20 protein-coding genes are annotated in these 16,945 nt (G+C 56.0%); 10 read left to right on the top strand and 10 right to left on the bottom strand.

Going from position 1 to position 16,945, the window contains the following annotated elements:
- Nucleotide 1 precedes the first annotated feature (1 nt).
- The 3 genes from LINBF2_RS10470 to LINBF2_RS10460 are packed head-to-tail and all read right to left on the bottom strand — an operon-like array spanning nucleotide 2 to nucleotide 1,179.
- Nucleotides 2-304, bottom strand: a complete 303-nt coding sequence (locus LINBF2_RS10470; protein WP_281888707.1) for a hypothetical protein — start codon at nucleotides 302-304, stop codon at nucleotides 2-4.
- Nucleotides 305-306: 2 nt separating this feature from the next.
- Nucleotides 307-897, bottom strand: coding sequence for a phosphoribosylglycinamide formyltransferase (purN, locus tag LINBF2_RS10465; RefSeq protein ID WP_281888706.1), 591 nt, complete (start codon nucleotides 895-897; stop codon nucleotides 307-309).
- A 45-nt stretch (nucleotides 898-942) separates the two neighbouring features.
- Nucleotides 943-1,179, bottom strand: coding sequence for a DUF1653 domain-containing protein (locus tag LINBF2_RS10460; protein ID WP_281888704.1), 237 nt, complete (start codon nucleotides 1,177-1,179; stop codon nucleotides 943-945).
- Between the two features lie 20 nt (nucleotides 1,180-1,199).
- On the opposite strand from LINBF2_RS10460, the gene LINBF2_RS10455 reads away from it, so the two are divergent.
- Both LINBF2_RS10455 and LINBF2_RS10450 read left to right on the top strand, forming a co-directional pair.
- Nucleotides 1,200-2,534: an RsmB/NOP family class I SAM-dependent RNA methyltransferase gene (locus LINBF2_RS10455; RefSeq protein WP_281888702.1), complete on the top strand. Its 1,335-nt coding sequence runs from the start codon at nucleotides 1,200-1,202 to the stop codon at nucleotides 2,532-2,534.
- A gap of 52 nt (nucleotides 2,535-2,586) precedes the next feature.
- A complete protein-coding gene (locus LINBF2_RS10450; RefSeq protein ID WP_281888700.1) occupies nucleotides 2,587-3,798 on the top strand; it encodes a fatty acid desaturase in 1,212 nt (403 codons plus the stop codon).
- A 62-nt stretch (nucleotides 3,799-3,860) separates the two neighbouring features.
- On the opposite strand, the gene rpmG is transcribed toward LINBF2_RS10450, so the two are convergent.
- The 3 genes from rpmG to trxB form a co-directional block, all read right to left on the bottom strand.
- Nucleotides 3,861-4,031: a 50S ribosomal protein L33 gene (rpmG, locus tag LINBF2_RS10445; protein ID WP_100131508.1), complete on the bottom strand. Its 171-nt coding sequence runs from the start codon at nucleotides 4,029-4,031 to the stop codon at nucleotides 3,861-3,863.
- 25 nt (nucleotides 4,032-4,056) lie between these two features.
- Nucleotides 4,057-4,290: a 50S ribosomal protein L28 gene (gene rpmB, locus LINBF2_RS10440; protein ID WP_100131507.1), complete on the bottom strand. Its 234-nt coding sequence runs from the start codon at nucleotides 4,288-4,290 to the stop codon at nucleotides 4,057-4,059.
- A gap of 113 nt (nucleotides 4,291-4,403) precedes the next feature.
- Complete coding sequence (gene trxB / locus LINBF2_RS10435) at nucleotides 4,404-5,360, bottom strand: thioredoxin-disulfide reductase (RefSeq protein ID WP_281888698.1); 957 nt, start codon at nucleotides 5,358-5,360, stop codon at nucleotides 4,404-4,406.
- A 102-nt stretch (nucleotides 5,361-5,462) separates the two neighbouring features.
- Here trxB and LINBF2_RS10430 point away from each other — a divergent pair, with 102 nt between their 5' ends.
- The 8 genes from LINBF2_RS10430 (at nucleotide 5,463) to LINBF2_RS10395 (ending at nucleotide 13,938) form a co-directional block, all read left to right on the top strand.
- Nucleotides 5,463-7,814: a DNA translocase FtsK gene (locus LINBF2_RS10430; RefSeq protein ID WP_281888696.1), complete on the top strand. Its 2,352-nt coding sequence runs from the start codon at nucleotides 5,463-5,465 to the stop codon at nucleotides 7,812-7,814.
- 64 nt (nucleotides 7,815-7,878) lie between these two features.
- Nucleotides 7,879-8,532 carry an outer membrane lipoprotein chaperone LolA gene (gene lolA, locus LINBF2_RS10425; RefSeq protein WP_281891325.1) on the top strand — a complete coding sequence of 218 codons (654 nt, stop codon included), beginning with the start codon at nucleotides 7,879-7,881 and terminating at the stop codon, nucleotides 8,530-8,532.
- A gap of 8 nt (nucleotides 8,533-8,540) precedes the next feature.
- Nucleotides 8,541-9,062 (top strand): DNA-deoxyinosine glycosylase, encoded by a 522-nt coding sequence (locus tag LINBF2_RS10420; RefSeq protein WP_281888694.1) that lies wholly within the window; start codon nucleotides 8,541-8,543, stop codon nucleotides 9,060-9,062.
- A gap of 50 nt (nucleotides 9,063-9,112) precedes the next feature.
- On the top strand, nucleotides 9,113-10,402 hold the full coding sequence (locus LINBF2_RS10415) for a replication-associated recombination protein A (RefSeq protein ID WP_281888692.1): 1,290 nt from the start codon (nucleotides 9,113-9,115) through the stop codon (nucleotides 10,400-10,402).
- A gap of 3 nt (nucleotides 10,403-10,405) precedes the next feature.
- Nucleotides 10,406-11,335: a branched-chain amino acid ABC transporter permease gene (locus tag LINBF2_RS10410; protein ID WP_281888690.1), complete on the top strand. Its 930-nt coding sequence runs from the start codon at nucleotides 10,406-10,408 to the stop codon at nucleotides 11,333-11,335.
- 5 nt (nucleotides 11,336-11,340) lie between these two features.
- Entirely contained in the window at nucleotides 11,341-12,429 is a 1,089-nt protein-coding gene (locus LINBF2_RS10405) for an ABC transporter ATP-binding protein (protein WP_281888688.1), read from the top strand.
- A complete protein-coding gene (locus LINBF2_RS10400) occupies nucleotides 12,426-13,208 on the top strand; it encodes an ABC transporter ATP-binding protein (RefSeq protein WP_281888686.1) in 783 nt (260 codons plus the stop codon). Before LINBF2_RS10405 ends, LINBF2_RS10400 begins: the two co-directional genes overlap by 4 nt.
- A gap of 1 nt (nucleotide 13,209) precedes the next feature.
- Nucleotides 13,210-13,938: an ABC transporter ATP-binding protein gene (locus LINBF2_RS10395; protein WP_281888684.1), complete on the top strand. Its 729-nt coding sequence runs from the start codon at nucleotides 13,210-13,212 to the stop codon at nucleotides 13,936-13,938.
- Nucleotides 13,939-13,963: 25 nt separating this feature from the next.
- Here LINBF2_RS10395 and LINBF2_RS10390 read toward each other — a convergent pair whose 3' ends face one another.
- The 4 genes from LINBF2_RS10390 to LINBF2_RS10375 are packed head-to-tail and all read right to left on the bottom strand — an operon-like array spanning nucleotide 13,964 to nucleotide 16,945.
- Nucleotides 13,964-14,164: a DUF2788 domain-containing protein gene (locus tag LINBF2_RS10390; RefSeq protein WP_104801216.1), complete on the bottom strand. Its 201-nt coding sequence runs from the start codon at nucleotides 14,162-14,164 to the stop codon at nucleotides 13,964-13,966.
- Between the two features lie 6 nt (nucleotides 14,165-14,170).
- Nucleotides 14,171-14,947: a DUF2189 domain-containing protein gene (locus tag LINBF2_RS10385; RefSeq protein WP_281888682.1), complete on the bottom strand. Its 777-nt coding sequence runs from the start codon at nucleotides 14,945-14,947 to the stop codon at nucleotides 14,171-14,173.
- 5 nt (nucleotides 14,948-14,952) lie between these two features.
- The gene (locus tag LINBF2_RS10380; protein WP_281891324.1) at nucleotides 14,953-15,891 is read right to left on the bottom strand and encodes a tripartite tricarboxylate transporter substrate binding protein; all 939 of its coding nucleotides are present in this window, start codon (nucleotides 15,889-15,891) and stop codon (nucleotides 14,953-14,955) included.
- A gap of 37 nt (nucleotides 15,892-15,928) precedes the next feature.
- Entirely contained in the window at nucleotides 15,929-16,945 is a 1,017-nt protein-coding gene (locus tag LINBF2_RS10375) for a tripartite tricarboxylate transporter substrate binding protein (protein WP_281888680.1), read from the bottom strand.

Below are 16,945 nucleotides of genomic sequence, written 5' to 3'. Positions count from 1 at the left end.
ATTAGTTTTTGTTTATTTCAGCGATGATTTGAAGTGCTGCGCCCAGTGCAGCTAGCGCAATGCTGTAGGGAAGAACGTTTTCGAGTTTTGATGCAAATGCGTGCAGGGTCTTTGAGATTTTTTCTTGAGTTGACTCTTCATGAATGAGACCTTTTTTGGCGGCTTCATAGGCGTCTATATATATGGTTTCTCGAATTTCCCCTGTTGCTCTTTCTGCTTTGGATTTTGCAATATCTCTGCATGCAGCTAATCCAAGACCAATCAATTGCAACCCCATACCAATTAGATTTAAATTGATGTCCATATTTAATCCGTCAGCAACTCTGCCACTGCCTTCGGATAAATCAAATGCTCCTGCGTCAACACCCGCGCAGCCAGTTTGTCTGCCGTGTCGTCGGGCAGCACGGGCACAACCGCCTGCGCGAGTATGGGGCCGTGGTCTAGTTCGGCGGTGACGCGGTGCACGGTGGCTCCGGCAAATTTGCAGCCTGCTTCGATGGCGCGCTCGTGCGTGTGCAGGCCAGGGAAGGCGGGCAGGAGCGAGGGATGGATGTTGAGCAGTCGGCCTTCGTAGTGCGCCACAAAACCTGGCGTGAGGATGCGCATGAAGCCAGCCAGCACAACAAGGTGGGGCTGGTGTTTGTCGATCTCGGTCATCAAGGCGGCGTCAAAGGCTTCGCGGGGTTGGGGCTGGTCGGCGAAGGCTTTGTGGTCGATGACGGATGTGGCAATACCGTGTTCTTTGGCAAAGGCCAAGCCTTTGGCGTCAGCTTTGTTGCTGATGACGGCACTCACCCGTGCGTTGAATTGCTTGGCCCAGTTTTGGGCTTGCGCGGTGCGCACGATGGCGGCCATGTTGGAGCCGCCGCCAGAGATCAAGATGACGATGTTTTTCATTGCCGCGAATTATCGCGGGGTGTGTAACACCGCTGCATACAAGGCTTAGTTGGTTTTGACGAAGCGCGGCTGCATCACGCCGTCAATCAGCACCTGTTCGCTGAACATCGCCGCAGGGCGCACCCACAGGCCATGCGCGCCATACAGGGCGCGGTAGACGGTCATGGGTTCTAGCGTTTCGCTGTGGCGGGCTGTGCCAATCACCTGGTATTGGCCGCCTTTGTAGTGGCGGTAGAGGCCGATGGGAGTTTCTTGCAGTGGGGGGAGGTCTTGGTCGTTCATAGGATGGGACAATACACCCTATGCATCCAAAAGCCCTTGTTGAAGCTTGTACCGAGCTTGTCCGCCTCACTTTGAAGTTTGACCACCCTGCTGATTCAGTGGTGTCAAAGTTTTTCCGTGACTACCGTAAAACCTATGCCTTCGGCCCGCGCGAGCGTGCGGCCTTGGCCGAAACCACCTACAACGTGTTGCGCAACAAACTGCGCTACGACCACTTTGCGCCCTCGGGCTCTGGCCCCAAAGAGCGCCGCTTGGCCATCCTTGGCTTTGCGCAGCACTTGAAAGACCAAGCGCCTGCCAACAACGCGCCCAAGAGCGCCAAGCACGCCAACAACAGCCCGCTCGACTTTTTGTTCAGCGCGTTGAACAAACAAGAAGCCGCATGGCTTGAAGCCTGTGAAGCGGTGAACCCCACCGACCTGATGGAACGTCATCGCCACAACATGCCCGAGTGGCTGGTGGAGCCACTCAAGGCCCAAGTGGGCGAGGGCTTTTGGCCTTTGGTCGAACGCCTCAACGGCGGCGCACCGCTGGACTTGCGCGTGAACACCTTCACCGACAAACGCGCCGATGTGCAGCACGAGTTGAAGCTCGCGGGCATCAAGGCTGTGGACACACCGTTCTCGCCTTGGGGTTTGCGCATCGAAGGCAAACCCGCCTTGTCTGGCCTAGACGCGTTTGCGCGTGGCGCGATTGAAGTGCAAGACGAAGGCTCACAGCTGTTGGCCCTGTTGCTCGACGCCAAGCGTGGCGAGATGGTTGTGGACTTTTGCGCAGGCGCAGGCGGCAAGACGCTTGCCATCGGCGCGTCCATGCGCAGCACTGGCCGCTTGTATGCGTTTGACACCTCTGGTCATCGCTTGGAATCGCTCAAGCCCCGCTTGGCACGCAGCAAGTTGTCAAACGTTCACCCCTCCGCCATTGCGCACGAGCGTGACGAGCGTGTGAAGCGCCTAAGCGGCAAGATTGACCGCGTGTTGGTGGATGCACCTTGCTCGGGCCTAGGCACTTTGCGCCGCAACCCTGACCTGAAATGGCGTCAGTCACCCAAGGCCGTTGAAGAGTTGACGGTCAAGCAAACCTCCATCTTGGCCAGCGCCGCACGTTTGGTGAAGTCTGGTGGCCGCTTGGTGTACGCCACCTGCAGCGTGTTGCCCGAAGAGAACGAGGCGATTGCCCAAGCCTTCAGTGCAGCTCACCCCAACTTTGTGCCGTTGTCAGCAGCCGACACTCTGACAGAGCTAAAAGTAGCCAATGCGGCCTCGCTTTGTACAACTGACGGTTTGTATTTGCGCCTTTGGCCCCATATACATGCGACAGACGGGTTTTTTGCTGCGGTTTGGGTAGCTAAATAAGGCCCAAAACCTTAAAATTGACAGTTGATCTCTACACGTTGAAAGACATTACATGTTGTTACCCAATTGGGCTTGGCTTGACGCCACGTTGAACTGGCTGAGCTACGGCTTGCTGCATTTTTCTGGCTGGCAAGTTTTCATCGTCACGATGGTGCTCACGCACATCACCATTGCCAGCGTGACCATCTATTTGCACCGCCACTCAGCACACCGCGCTTTGGATTTGCATCCGATTGCGTCTCACTTCTTCCGTTTCTGGTTGTGGCTCACCACGGCCCAAGTGACCAAAGAGTGGACCTCCATCCACCGCAAACACCACGCCAAGTGCGAGCAAGCGGAAGACCCACACAGCCCACACATTCACGGCATCAAAACCGTGTTGTTCACGGGCGCTGAGTTGTACCGCAAAGAAGCCGAGAACCTCGAAACCCTCGAGCGTTTTGGCCACGGCACACCCAACGATTGGATTGAGCGCAATGTCTACACCCCGCATTCAGTGCTGGGTGTGTCATTGATGCTCGTCATCAACTTGGCGTTGTTCGGCGCTTTGGGCCTGACCGTGTGGGCTGTGCAGATGATGTGGATTCCCGTCACTGCTGCTGGCATCATCAACGGTGCAGCCCACTACTGGGGCTATCGCAACTTTGAGGCGCCAGACGCCAGCACCAATATTTCGCCTTGGGGCATCATCATTGGTGGCGAAGAGTTGCACAACAACCACCATACCTACCCCACATCGGCCAAGTTGTCGGTCAAGCCCTACGAGTTCGATTTGGGCTGGTTGTACATCCGCATCTTGGAAACTGTGGGTTTGGCGACTGTTAAGAAGACACCTCCAAAGCTCGCCTTTGGCGACATCAAGCCAGTGGCCGATGAAAAGACCTTGGAAGCCGTCATTGCCAACCGCTACGAAGTGATGGCCAATTACGCTACCCAACTGCGTTTGGCCATGAAGCAAGAGCTCGACAAGATGAGCACCTTGCCTGCTGACTCTGTGCTGGCTGCTGCCAAGCGCTGGATGCACCGCGATGCCGAGAAGGTGCCTGCGGCAGTGGCGGCCCAATTGGCCCAAGCCCGCGCAGCCTTGCCTGATGTGGACACGATGGTGAAGATGCGTGAAGAGCTGCGCCAGTTGTGGCTCAACACCAACCACAACCGTGCGCAGTTGGCGCTTGACCTGCAAGCTTGGTGCAAACGCGCCGAGGCCAGTGGTATTGCTGCCTTGCAAGAGTTCTCGATGCACTTGCGTGCTGCACGCGTGTAAACACACAACGCACAGACAATAAAAAACCCGCCTAGGCGGGTTTTTTATTGGGCCAATCTGAATTACTTCAGTTTGGTTTCCTTGTATTCAACGTGCTTGCGAGCTTTGGGATCAAATTTCATGATCAACATTTTCTCGGGCATTGTTTTCTTGTTTTTGCTGGTCGTGTAGAAGTGACCTGTGCCGGCTGTCGATTCCAGCTTGATTTTTTCGCGTCCGCCTTTGGATGCCATGATCGTGTCCTTTCAGTAACTGGAATTAAGCTTGACCGCGTGAGCGCAAGTCAGCCAACACGGCGTCGATGCCGTTTTTGTCGATCAAACGCAGAGCTGCGCTAGAAACGCGCAAGCGAACCCAACGGTTTTCAGTCTCTACCCAGAAACGGCGGTATTGCAGGTTAGGCAAAAAACGGCGTTTTGTCTTGTTGTTTGCGTGGGAAACGTTGTTCCCAGACATTGGGCCTTTGCCCGTTACTTCACATACGCGTGCCATGTGGACACTCCATATCAACGGCGGTCGTTCCCACGAGCGCCTCACCTCGCCAAAAGGGTGGCGGTAACCCATCTCTTCGCTGAATTCAGCAAAGCCTGAGATTGTAGCGCGTTTTAGTGGGCGCCTTGCTCTAAGAAGCGCTGGGCGTCCAAGGCAGCCATACAGCCCGTGCCGGCGCTGGTGATGGCTTGGCGGTAGATGTTGTCTTGCACGTCACCCGCGGCAAAGACGCCGGGCACGCTGGTCATAGTGGCAAAGCCCTCAGAACCGCTCTTGGTCAGCAAATAGCCGTTTTTCATGGCCAGTTGGCCTTCAAAAATGCCGGTGTTGGGGGAGTGGCCAATGGCGATGAAGCAGCCTTGGGTGGCGATGTCGCGGGTGCTGCCGTCTGCGGTGCTCTTCAAACGGATGCCGGTTACGCCTGAGGCGTCACCTAGCACTTCGTCCAAGGTGCTGTTGGTTTCCAGCACGATCTTGCCTGCGGCAACCTTTTCCATAAGCTTGTCGATCATGATGGCCTCGGCCTTGAAGGTGTCGCGGCGGTGAATGAGGTGAACTTTAGAAGCAATATTGGACAAATACAGGGCTTCTTCCACAGCGGTATTGCCGCCGCCGACCACGCTGACCACTTGGTCGCGGTAGAAGAAACCGTCACAGGTGGCACAGCCCGACACGCCGCGGCCCATGAAGGCTTCTTCAGAAGGCAGGCCCAAGTATTTGGCCGATGCGCCGGTACAAATGATGAGGGTGTCGCAGGTGTAAGTGCCGCTGTCACCCGTCAAAGTGAAGGGGCGCTTGGAGAAGTCGACCTTGTTGATGTGGTCAAACACGATTTGCGTGTTGAAGCGCTCGGCGTGTTGCTGAAAACGCTGCATCAGCTCTGGGCCTTGCACACCGTTCACATCGGCGGGCCAGTTGTCGACTTCGGTGGTGGTCATCAATTGGCCGCCTTGGGCCATGCCAGTGATCAACAGAGGCTTGAGGTTAGCGCGGGCTGCGTAAACGGCGGCGGTGTAGCCAGCAGGGCCGGAGCCGAGAATCAAAACTTGGGCGTGTTGGTTGGTAGACATCTGAGGAACGCAATCGAAGTGACAATAAAGACAAGATTGTAAGAACCTCGCTTTATCCCTGAGAAGTCAAGGTTGCCTCTCGGGTAAGCTCTGCCTCTAGACATGACTTATTCGCTCAATACATTAAAGAACGATCCGCGCGCCTCGAGTGCCGATGCGGACCACAAGCCCACAGGTTTTCGCCGCTTTGCCCAAGAAATTGCGCTGACGGCTGGCTTCGTGCTCATGACCTTTTGGTTGCTGGCGCTGCTCACCCATTCACCGCTAGACCCTGCTTGGACCACGTCGGGTGCAGGCAGCATGGTGCACAACTTTGGCGGCCGTGTGGGCGCTTTGTTTGGCGACCTGAGCTTTTTCTTGCTCGGCTATTCGGTATGGTGGTGCTATGCCGCTGCTTTGGTGGCTTGGCTGTCTGCTTTGGCCAACCGCTTGCGCGACGAAGACGAGCCCGCCCCTGAACACACCGGTTGGCGCTACACGCGTTTTGCGTTTTGGGCTGGCTTGGCATTGCTGTTGATTTCAAGTACTGGCTTGGAGTGGACGCGCATGTACCGCTTTGAAGACCGCTTGCCCGGCCACAGCAGCGGCGGCGTGTTGGGTTACTTGGTGGGGCCATCGAGCTTGAACTGGTTGGGCTTTAACGGTTCGGGTTTGATTTTCATTGTGTTTGGCGTCGTGGGTGCGTCGTGGGTGTTTCGCTTCTCTTGGGGACAAACCGCTGAAAACATTGGTGCTTTGCTAGACGGCTGGTACGAAACATGGCGCGAGCGCCGCGAGCGCGAAGAAGACGTGGCCTACGGTCTGGTCGCTGCACGAGAACGTGAAGAAGTGGTTTTTGAAGAGCGCGTAGAAATCAAAGAGCATCCACCCATCACCGTGCACATTGAGCCTGAGATCATCGAAGTGCCCAAGAGCGCACGCGTGGCCAAAGAGCGTCAAAAAACCCTGTTCAGTGATGCAGCCACAGACTCACGCTTGCCACAAGTCGATTTGCTAGATGACCCCTTGGTACGCCAAGACACCGTGGCCCCTGAAACGCTGGAAATGACCAGCCGAATGATTGAGAAAAAACTCAAAGACTTCGGCGTGGAAGTGCGTGTAGTGGCTGCGTCCCCCGGTCCTGTGATTACCCGCTACGAGATTGAGCCCGCCACAGGTGTGAAGGGTTCGCAAGTGTTGAACCTCGCCAAAGACTTGGCGCGTTCACTCTCGCTGGTGTCTATCCGTGTGGTGGAAACCATTCCCGGCAAAAACTACATGGCGTTGGAATTGCCTAACGCCAAACGCCAGTCCATTCGCTTGAGTGAAATTTTGGGCTCGGACGTGTACAACGAATCTAAGTCCATGCTCACCATGGGCTTGGGTAAAGACATTGTGGGTAACCCCATCGTGGCCGACTTGGCCAAGATGCCTCACGTCTTGGTGGCGGGTACCACGGGCTCGGGCAAATCGGTGGGTATCAACGCCATGATTTTGTCCTTGCTCTACAAGGCCGAAGCTCGTGATGTGCGCTTGCTGATGATCGACCCCAAGATGTTGGAGATGTCGGTCTACGAAGGGATCCCGCATTTGTTGGCTCCCGTGGTGACCGACATGCGCCAAGCTGCACACGGCCTGAACTGGTGTGTGGGCGAAATGGAGAAACGCTACAAGCTCATGAGTAAGTTGGGCGTTCGTAACCTTGCTGGTTATAACGCCAAGATTGACGAAGCTGCTGCGCGTGAAGAGTTCATCTACAACCCCTTCAGCTTGACACCCGAACAGCCTGAGCCACTACAACGTCTGCCACACATCGTAGTGGTGATTGACGAATTGGCCGACTTGATGATGGTGGTGGGTAAGAAGATTGAAGAGCTGATTGCACGCCTCGCCCAAAAGGCGCGTGCCGCCGGTATCCATTTGATTTTGGCTACACAACGTCCCAGCGTGGACGTGATTACCGGTCTGATCAAAGCCAACATTCCGACGCGTATCGCGTTCTCTGTGGGCTCCAAAATTGACAGCCGCACGATCCTCGACCAAATGGGCGCAGAGGCGTTGTTAGGCATGGGTGACATGTTGTACATGGCCAGCGGCACAGGCTTTCCCGTGCGAGTGCACGGCGCGTTTGTGAGCGACGAAGAAGTGCACCGCGTGGTCAACTACTTGAAGAGTCAAGGTGAACCCGACTACATCGAGGGTGTGCTCGAAGGCGGCACAGTCGATGGTGATGGCAACCCATCAGGTCCCGATTTGTTTGGTGAAGTGTCGGCCGAAAAAGACCCGATGTATGACCAAGCGGTTGAGGTGGTGTTGAAGAACCGCAAGGCCAGCATCTCGCTGGTGCAACGCCACTTGAAGATTGGCTACAACCGCGCCGCACGTTTGGTGGAAGACATGGAGAAGGCCGGCATGGTAAGCGCCATGAGCAGCAATGGTCAACGCGAAATTTTGGTGCCTAAGCGGGATGAATGAGCTTCATTCACGGGCTCAGACGATGAGTGGAATAAAAATGAATTTAGCTTTTTCAAAACGCATCATGCGTCATGGTGGTGCAGCCCTGGCTATCTGCGCGTTTAGCGCAAGCGTTGCCTATGCGAGTAGCCTTGACACACTTGAAACGTTTTTGAAGTCCACCAAAAGTGGCCGCGCTGAATTCACGCAAGTGGTCACGCCGCCTGCCAAAGCTGGGCAAACCACGGTGCGCAGCAAAACATCAACGGGTCAGTTTTCATTTGTGCGCCCCACACGTTTTCGTTTTGATTACGTCAAACCGTTTCCCCAAGTCATCGTGGCCGATGGCCAAACCCTGTGGTTGTACGACGCTGACCTAGAGCAAGTGACCGCGCGCAAACAAGCGCACGCCTTAGGCAGCACGCCTGCTGCTTTGGTCGCGACGGCCGTGGATTTGAGCACCTTGCAAAAAGAATTCAGCTTAGAAGCGCAAACGGATACCGATGGTTTGCAGTGGGTGCAAGCCACGCCCAAAAACCGCGAGAGCACCATCCAATCGGTGCGCATGGGTTTGCGTGTCGATGGTGTGCAAGTGAGTCTCGGTAAGCTCGAAATTTTTGATGCCATGGGGCAGCGTTCGGTGCTCAGCTTTGAGCGTTTTGAAGTGAACCCTGCCAACCTCGGCGCAGCGCAGTTCAAATTTGCGGTGCCCAAAGGCGTGAGCGTCATCCGTCCTTAAGCGTCGACATGACACAGGCCACGCCCGTGTTGCAAGGCTTGCCGCCTTTGCTGGATGTCAACACACGCTTGGTCGTGTTGGGCAGCTTTCCTGGTGTGGCCTCGCTGCGCGCGCAGCAGTATTACGGCCACCCGCAAAATCAGTTTTGGAAAATCATGGGCACGCTGTTGTCGCCCCATGTGGCAGAGGTGTTAGCCATGCCCTATGCCGAACGTGCGCAGTGGTTGCTTAGCCAAGGTGTGGGCTTGTGGGATGTGTACGCCGCCTGCGAGCGCGAAGGCAGTCTAGACGCCAACATTCAAAACGCGCAACCCAACGACCTGCAAAACCTGCGCATACGTTGCCCGGCACTCGTGGCGATTGCACACAACGGCGGTGAAAGCTTCAAACACGCCAAGCTCACCCGCGCTTTGGGCTTGCCTGTGCATCGTTTGCCATCGACCAGCCCCGCGCATGCGAGTTGGACGTTTGCACGCAAGTTAGAGGCTTGGCGTGAGGTGTTTCAGGCGGCGGGTTTGCTGCCTTCTTAGCAAGCCCTTCGCTACACTCTGAGCCTGTACAAATCAAAGCCTTTTTAAGCGTGTCCTCCACCCACATTCCCCTCGCCGAACGCTTGCGTCCACGCACGCTGGGCGAAGTCATTGGTCAGCAACATTTGCTGGGTGAGGGTATGGCGTTGCGCGTGGCGTTTGAATCGGGCCAACCGCACAGCTGCATTTTGTGGGGCCCGCCCGGCGTGGGTAAAACCACCATCGCCCGTTTGATGGCCGATGCGTTTGATGCGCAGTTTCTGTCCATCAGCGCTGTGCTGGGCGGTGTGAAAGAAATTCGAGAGTCGGTCGAGCAAGCCATCGCCGCCCGCGATTCGCTCGACCCTAAACGCACCATCATGTTTGTGGACGAGGTGCACCGCTTTAATAAGAGCCAGCAAGATGCGTTCTTGCCGCATGTGGAGTCAGGGCTTTTCACTTTCATTGGCGCGACCACCGAGAACCCGTCGTTCGAGGTGAATTCGGCTTTACTCTCGCGAGCGGCGGTGTATGTGTTGCAGTCTCTCAGTGTGGAAGACCTCACGCAAATCATTGCCAAAGCGCAAGCCATTGGCGCAGTGCCTGCTTTGGAAGATGCCGCCTTAGAGCGACTCATTGCCTATGCCGATGGCGATGCACGTCGATTGCTCAACACGCTTGAAACCTTGTCCGTTGCGGCCAACCGCGAGAAGCTAGAAGAAATCAACGATGCATGGTTGATGCGCGTGTTGGGCGAGCGCATGCGCCGCTACGACAAAGGCGGCGAACAGTTTTACGACACCATCAGCGCGCTGCACAAATCGGTGCGCGGCTCTGATCCCGATGCGGCTTTGTATTGGTTGGTGCGCATGCTAGATGGTGGGGCCGAGCCCAAATACATGGCGCGCCGTTTGATTCGCATGGCGGCCGAAGACATTGGCTTGGCCGACCCACGCGCTTTGCGCTTGGCGCTGGACGCGGCTGAGGTGTACGAGCGCTTGGGTTCGCCCGAGGGCGAGCTGGCGCTGGCTGAGTGCGTGGTGTATTTAGCCGTCGCTCCCAAATCGAATGCGGTTTACAAGGCTTATAACGAAGCCAAAGCCCTCATCAAGAAAGACGGCACGCGTCCCGTGCCCATGCACTTGCGCAATGCCCCCACCAAGATGATGAAAGACATGGACTGGGGCAAGGGCTATCGCTATGCCCACGATGAAGAAGATGGCTTTGCAGCGGGCGAAAATTACATGCCCGAAGGCTTAGAGAATACGGGCTTTTACCGCCCTGTGGAGCGCGGTTTAGAGATCAAAATCGCTGACAAATTGCGCCACTTGCGCGACAAAAACAAACAAGCAGGTAAATAACAAATGGACGTCTTGCTTCAACAAGTCATCAACGGCTTGGTGCTCGGCAGCATGTACGCGCTGGTGGCCTTGGGCTACACCATGGTCTACGGCATCATCAACCTCATCAACTTCGCACATGGCGAGGTGTTGATGATTGGTGCTTTGTGCAGTTGGTCGGTCATTGGGTTATTGCAGCCGCTCATGCCCGACACACCGGGTTGGGTGGTGCTGATTATCTCGATGGTGGTGGCCTCTGCGGCGGCGGCGGCGTTGAACTACGCGATTGAAAAAATCGCGTATCGCCCGCTGCGCAATGCACCCAAATTGGCCCCACTGATCACCGCGATTGGCATGTCCATCTTGTTGCAAACGCTGGCCATGATTGTGTGGAAGCCCAACTACAAGCCTTTCCCCGCGCTCTTGCCCACCACGCCGTTTGAAATTGGCGAGGCCGTAATCACCCCTACGCAGCTCATGATTTTGGGCCTGACGGTGGTGGCCTTGGCCGTGTTGTCATGGTTGGTCAATCGCACCAAGCTAGGCCGTGCCATGCGCGCCACAGCTGAGAACCCACGCGTGGCTAGCCTCATGGGCGTGAAGCCCGATGTGGTGATTTCAGCCACCTTCATCATCGGTGCAGTGTTGGCCACGATTGCGGGTGTGATGTGGGCCATGAACTACGGCACTGCGCATCACGCCATGGGTTTCTTACCTGGCCTCAAAGCGTTTACAGCAGCGGTGTTTGGCGGTATTGGTAACTTAGGCGGTGCAGTGCTGGGCGGCTTGCTGCTGGGCCTGATTGAATCGATTGGCTCAGGCTACTTGGGCGAGCTCACCGGCGGTGTGCTGGGCAGCCACTACACCGACATCTTGGCGTTTGTGGTGTTGATCATCACGCTCACGCTGCGCCCCTCGGGCCTGCTGGGTGAGCGCGTGGCAGACAGGGCTTGATCACCATGACACACAAAATCTTTTCTAACCGTTGGCTCATGGCCGCCGTTTTGTTGGTGTTGCCATTGGTGCTGCAAAGCTTTGGCAATGCGTGGGTGCGCATTGCCGACATGTCGCTGTTGTATGTATTGCTGGCGCTTGGCTTGAACATCGTCGTGGGTTACGCAGGTTTGCTCGACTTGGGCTATGTGGCGTTTTTTGCCGTGGGCGCGTATTTGTTTGGCCTGTTGGCTTCGCCGCATTTGACTGAAGTGTTTCCGTGGATCGCGGTGATGTTTCCAGATGGTTTGCATCTGAGCCTTTGGCTGGTGTTGCCGTTGGCAGCAGGTTTGGCTGGTTTGTTTGGCGTGCTGTTGGGCGCGCCCACCTTGAAGCTGCGTGGTGACTACTTGGCCATCGTCACCTTGGGCTTTGGCGAAATCATTCGCGTGTTTTTGAACAACCTTGATCACCCCGTCAACATCACCAATGGCCCCAAGGGCTTGGGGCAGATTGATGCAGTGAGCGTGTTTGGCTACCCGTTGTCGAAGCGCTTGGATTTGGGCTTCATCGAGTTGCCTTCGGTCACGCTGTATTACTACCTGTTCCTCACGCTGGTGGTGGTGAGTGTGGTGATTTGTCACCGCCTTGAATACTCGCGCATTGGTCGCGCTTGGATGGCGATTCGTGAAGACGAAATTGCCGCCAAAGCCATGGGCCTGAACACGCGCAACTTGAAGCTCATGGCCTTTGGCATGGGGGCCACGTTTGGCGGTATTTCAGGTGCGATGTTTGCGGCCTTCCAAGGCTTTGTGTCGCCCGAGTCCTTCAGCCTGATGGAGTCGGTGATGATTGTGGCCATGGTGGTACTGGGTGGCTTGGGCCATTTGCCAGGCGTCATCTTGGGTGCGGTGTTGTTGGCTGCTTTGCCCGAAATGTTGCGCTATGTGGCGGGGCCTTTGCAGGCCATGACCGATGGCCGTTTGGACGCTGCCATCTTGCGCCAGTTGCTGATTGCCTTGGCCATGGTCACCATCATGTTGTGGCGGCCACGCGGTTTGTGGCCCACGCCTGAACATGGCAAAAACCTTAACCCACAAGGAGGTGCGCGATGAGCGACCTCGTGTTGAATGTCTCGGGCATCTCCAAACGCTTCGGTGGTTTGCAGGCCTTGACAGACGTGCGCATGCAAATTGAGCGCGGTCAGGTCTATGGCCTGATCGGCCCCAACGGCGCTGGCAAGACCACCTTCTTCAACGTCATCACAGGCTTGTACACACCCGACAGCGGCAGCTTTGAGCTGGCAGGCAAACCGTATGAACCCACGGACGTCCACTTGGTGGCGCAGGCGGGTATTGCACGCACGTTTCAAAACATCCGTTTGTTTACTGAGATGACCGCGTTAGAAAACGTGATGGTGGGCCGCCATGTGCGCACCCGCTCTGGTTTGCTCGGCGCGATTTTCAGAACGGCTAAATTCAAAGCGGAAGAGTTGGCGATCGAGCAACGCGCGCGTGAGCTGTTGGACTATGTGGGTATCGCCAGCTTGGCCGATTACAAAGCACGCACGCTTAGCTATGGCGATCAACGCCGCTTAGAAATTGCCCGTGCTTTGGCGACCGACCCGCAACTCATTGCACTCGACGAGCCTGCCGCTGGCATGAACGCCACCGAAAAAGTGCAGCTGCGCGAACTGATCGACAAAATTCGCCGTGACCACCGCACCGTGCTGTTGATTGAACATGATGTGAAGTTGGTCATGGGCCTGTGCGATCGCGTGACGGTGCTCGACTACGGCAAAGTGATTGCCCAAGGCACACCTGCTGAGGTGCAGCGCAACCCGCAAGTGATTGAAGCCTATCTAGGCACGCAATCAGAGCATGAGGGGCATTGAGATGACACACGACAACGCAGCTGTGTTGCTGAAGGTCAGCAATGTGTTGGTGGGCTACGGCGGCATTCAAGCCGTCAAGGGCGTGAGCTTAGAGGTGCGCGAGGGCGAGTTGGTCTCGCTCATCGGCTCTAACGGCGCAGGCAAAACCACCACCATGAAAGCCATCACGGGGCTGTTGCCTTTGGGTAGTGGCCACATTGAGTTAGCTGGCAAAACCATTGACGGCCAAGGGCCTTGGGACTTGGTGCAGCAAGGCTTGGCCATGGTGCCCGAAGGCCGCGGCGTGTTCACCCGCATGACCATTGTTGAGAACCTGCAAATGGGTGCTTACATTCGTGATGACAACGCTGCCATTGCCGAAGACATTGAGCGTGTGTTCACCACCTTTCCGCGTTTGAAAGAACGTCGCGATCAATTGGCGGGCACGATGTCGGGTGGTGAGCAGCAAATGTTGGCCATGGGCCGTGCGTTGATGAGCCGCCCCAAAGTGCTGTTGCTCGATGAGCCTTCCATGGGCTTGTCACCCATCATGGTGGACAAGATCTTTGAAGTGATTCAAGAGGTGTCAGCCCAAGGCGTGACGATTTTGTTGGTCGAACAAAACGCCAGCCGCGCCCTGCAAATTGCCGACCGTGGCTATGTGATGGAGTCGGGCCTGATCACCTTGAGTGGTGATGCGCATGAGATGCTGCACGACCCCAAAGTACGCGAAGCGTATTTGGGCGAATAAGCCTGCGCTTTGAAAAGAGGAGGGCTTAGCCCTCCATCATCCAAATCAACACTTGCTTGGCCACAAAGCCGAGCATGCCAAAGGCCAGCACCAAGAACAACACAAAGGTGCCGAACTTGCCGGCTTTGGATTCACGTGCGAGCTGAAAAATAATGAACAGCATGTACAGCATGAAGCCGCCCACGCCAAAGGTTAGCCCGAATTGGGCGAATTGTTCTTCTGTCATAAAAACTCAGTGGACCGATGGGTCGTAAGTGACCAGGTCCCGGTAAGCGTGCCAGCTGGCGTGTCCCAACATGGGCACCACACCGAGCAAGCCTAAAAAGGCTGAACCAATGCCCAGCGCTGTAAACAAACACAAAATGCCAGCCCAACACGCCATGGCGAATGGGTTCAAAGCCACTACGCGCCAACTCGTCAGCACGGCTTGTTGCACGGTGAGTGTGGGGTGGTCCATCAGCAAAGGGATGGTCACCAAGGTAGATGCAAACATGGGGGCTGCAATCAGGGCGCTCATCAGTACCCAAATCTCAAACAAGCCAAAGTTGGATTGCAGCACCACCAAGCGAATGAAGTCGGTGGGCGTGTGGACGCTGGCCGGTAGCATCCAGTGAATCAAAGCGGCAGAACACACCAACCAGCCTGCACTAGAGAGCGCCAACAACAAGCCAAAGTGCAGCAAGCGCTTGTCGCCACAAGTCCAAATGCGAAAGGCGTCAGCCATGGTGGCTTCTTCGTTGCGCTCTAAGCGACGGCTGATGTCGTACAAACCCATGGCTAGTAACGGTGCCACGATCATGCAGGCAGACAGCATGGCTGCGATCCACCAAAACTCGTGGCGCGCAAACCAAAACAAGCCCCCACAAATCAGCGCCAAGATGAGGCCGTGCATGACCCCCGGCGTTGGGCAGCGTTCCATGTCCTTCCATGCCAGCGCGAGCCAGTGCATGGGGCGAACCATCTCGATGTCTTTGACCTCAAGCGCTGGGTGGGGTGTGATGAGATCCATGTGGTTTAGTCTACGCGTGCACCGCTGGCTTTCACCACGGATTCGTATTTTGAAAGTTCAGAGGCCATGAATTGGCCAAACGCTGAGGGGGTGCTTGGCACAGGTTCGGCCATCAGACTGGCGAACCTCGTTTTTGTTTCTGGCGCGTTCAAGGCCTGTACAAAGGCTTGGTTCAAACGCTGAATCACACTCGCAGGCGTGCCAGCTGGTGCGACCAAACCCCACCACGTATCAACTGAGAAATCTTTCAGATTTTCAGCAATGGCGGGTACTTCTGGCAATGCTGCGCTTCGTGTGGGTGTGGTGACAGCCAGCGCCAAGAGTTTGCCGCTCTTGATATTGGGTGCAGCGGTCGCAAGGTTGTCGAAATTGAAATCGACATGACCTGCGAGCAAAGCGAGTTGTGCTGGGTTGCCGCCGTTATAAGGAATATGCACCGCAAAAATACCGGCTCGTGTTTTGAATAATTCGCCAGCTAGGTGACCAGCACTGCCATTGCCACCCGAACCGTAGTTGAGTTTGCCTGGGTTGGCACGTGCATAGCGCAGGAAATCTTGCAAGGTGGCAATGTGCAGGCGTTTGGCCGTGTCTGCATTCATCACCAACACATTCGGCACGCGCAACATTTGCGTGATGGGCGCGAAGTCTGTTGCCGCGTTGTAGGGCATTCGGCTGTAAAGCCAAGGATTGACCGCATGCGTGGCCGTTGCCGCAATGCCAATCACGGTGCCATCTGGCGTCGCTTTGGCCACCGTGTCGGCACCGATGTTGCCACCTGCACCTGGACGGTTTTCGATGATGACGGTACCTAAGCTGTCTTTAACGCGTACCGCCAAAGCGCGCGCTGTGACATCAATCGGTCCACCTGCTGCATAGGGCACGATCAAGCGAATAGGTTTAACGGGCGTTTGTGCATGGGCGGATTGAAAGCTACACAAGCACATCACGAGTGCTGCAGTCACTCTCGAAATAGCAAATAAATTAGTCAATGCGTGCTCCTGATCGTTTGATGATGGGTGCCCATTTGATGGACTCGTCGTGAATCAATTTCGCGAATTGTTCGGGCGTGCCGCCTACGGGTTCAAGGCCAGCAGCTTTGAGTCGTTCTTTCACGGAGGCATCGTGGATGGCTGAGTTCAGTGCGCTGTTGATGCGGTCCACCACATCGCGTGGTGTGCCTGCGGCTACCAATACACCGTTCCATGCCAAAGCTTCGAAGCCTTTGAGTTCAGGCACGCCGCTTTCAGCCACAGTGGGGACGTCTGGCAGCAAGGGATAGCGGTGTGCGCTGGTGACGGCCAAATATTTCAAACGACCTTGTTTGACTTGCGGCGCAATCACGGTGGGTACCGAGGCCATGAACTGTGTCTCACCCGACATGGTGGCCATCACAGCAGGTGGGCTGCCATTAAAGGGAATGTGCACCGCGTAGGTGTTGGTCACGGCCTTGATGTACTCCATCGTCAAGTGCGACGAACTGCCGTTGCCAACTGACGCAAAGTTGTATTTGCCAGGCGATGTTTTCATCAGCGCAATGGCTTCACGCATATTGCTCACCGGCAGTTGAGCGTTGACCGCAATCACGTTGGGTTGTGATGTGGTGGTCATCACCGGCTGCAAATCTTTCAGCGGTTGATAAGGCAGCTTGGGGTACAGATGCGGCGCAAACGACAAAGGGCCGTTGTACGACATGACCCAGGTGTAGCCATCGGGGGCTGACTTGGCCACTTCGTTGGTGCCCAAGGTGCCGCCTGCTTGTGGTTTGTTTTCAATGACCACGGTTTGACCCAAGTTGTCTTTGAGCTTGTCTTGCATGGCGCGCGCAATGACGTCAAGCGACGAACCTGCGGGGGCCACCACGATCCAACGTATTTGTTTGTTGGGAAAGTTTTGCGCATGTGCGCTTGACATGCAAAGCCCTGCACTCAAACTCAACAAGGCAGGCAAGAGACGAAGCAGTTGGCGGCGTGGGGATGTGTGAGGGTTTTGCATAGTCAT

The organism is Limnohabitans sp. TEGF004 (genome assembly GCF_027924965.1).
In the GTDB taxonomy this organism is placed as follows: Bacteria; Pseudomonadota; Gammaproteobacteria; order Burkholderiales; family Burkholderiaceae_C; genus Limnohabitans.
This window is presented reverse-complemented; position numbering and strand designations above follow the sequence as displayed.

What these genes read in the sequence shown, in the direction of transcription:
- LINBF2_RS10375 (WP_281888680.1), bottom strand. Translation starts at nt 16,945, where the DNA reads ATGACTATGCAAAACCCTCACACATCCCCACGCCGCCAACTGCTTCGT.
- purN (WP_281888706.1), bottom strand. Translation starts at nt 897, where the DNA reads ATGAAAAACATCGTCATCTTGATCTCTGGCGGCGGCTCCAACATGGCC.
- LINBF2_RS10450 (WP_281888700.1), top strand. Translation starts at nt 2,587, where the DNA reads ATGTTGTTACCCAATTGGGCTTGGCTTGACGCCACGTTGAACTGGCTG.
- LINBF2_RS10400 (WP_281888686.1), top strand. Translation starts at nt 12,426, where the DNA reads ATGAGCGACCTCGTGTTGAATGTCTCGGGCATCTCCAAACGCTTCGGT.
- LINBF2_RS10380 (WP_281891324.1), bottom strand. Translation starts at nt 15,891, where the DNA reads ATGTGCTTGTGTAGCTTTCAATCCGCCCATGCACAAACGCCCGTTAAA.
- trxB (WP_281888698.1), bottom strand. Translation starts at nt 5,360, where the DNA reads ATGTCTACCAACCAACACGCCCAAGTTTTGATTCTCGGCTCCGGCCCT.
- lolA (WP_281891325.1), top strand. Translation starts at nt 7,879, where the DNA reads ATGCGTCATGGTGGTGCAGCCCTGGCTATCTGCGCGTTTAGCGCAAGC.
- rpmG (WP_100131508.1), bottom strand. Translation starts at nt 4,031, where the DNA reads ATGGCATCCAAAGGCGGACGCGAAAAAATCAAGCTGGAATCGACAGCC.
- LINBF2_RS10430 (WP_281888696.1), top strand. Translation starts at nt 5,463, where the DNA reads ATGACTTATTCGCTCAATACATTAAAGAACGATCCGCGCGCCTCGAGT.
- LINBF2_RS10405 (WP_281888688.1), top strand. Translation starts at nt 11,341, where the DNA reads ATGACACACAAAATCTTTTCTAACCGTTGGCTCATGGCCGCCGTTTTG.
- LINBF2_RS10385 (WP_281888682.1), bottom strand. Translation starts at nt 14,947, where the DNA reads ATGGATCTCATCACACCCCACCCAGCGCTTGAGGTCAAAGACATCGAG.
- LINBF2_RS10395 (WP_281888684.1), top strand. Translation starts at nt 13,210, where the DNA reads ATGACACACGACAACGCAGCTGTGTTGCTGAAGGTCAGCAATGTGTTG.
- rpmB (WP_100131507.1), bottom strand. Translation starts at nt 4,290, where the DNA reads ATGGCACGCGTATGTGAAGTAACGGGCAAAGGCCCAATGTCTGGGAAC.
- LINBF2_RS10390 (WP_104801216.1), bottom strand. Translation starts at nt 14,164, where the DNA reads ATGACAGAAGAACAATTCGCCCAATTCGGGCTAACCTTTGGCGTGGGC.
- LINBF2_RS10455 (WP_281888702.1), top strand. Translation starts at nt 1,200, where the DNA reads ATGCATCCAAAAGCCCTTGTTGAAGCTTGTACCGAGCTTGTCCGCCTC.
- LINBF2_RS10470 (WP_281888707.1), bottom strand. Translation starts at nt 304, where the DNA reads ATGGACATCAATTTAAATCTAATTGGTATGGGGTTGCAATTGATTGGT.
- LINBF2_RS10460 (WP_281888704.1), bottom strand. Translation starts at nt 1,179, where the DNA reads ATGAACGACCAAGACCTCCCCCCACTGCAAGAAACTCCCATCGGCCTC.
- LINBF2_RS10420 (WP_281888694.1), top strand. Translation starts at nt 8,541, where the DNA reads ATGACACAGGCCACGCCCGTGTTGCAAGGCTTGCCGCCTTTGCTGGAT.
- LINBF2_RS10410 (WP_281888690.1), top strand. Translation starts at nt 10,406, where the DNA reads ATGGACGTCTTGCTTCAACAAGTCATCAACGGCTTGGTGCTCGGCAGC.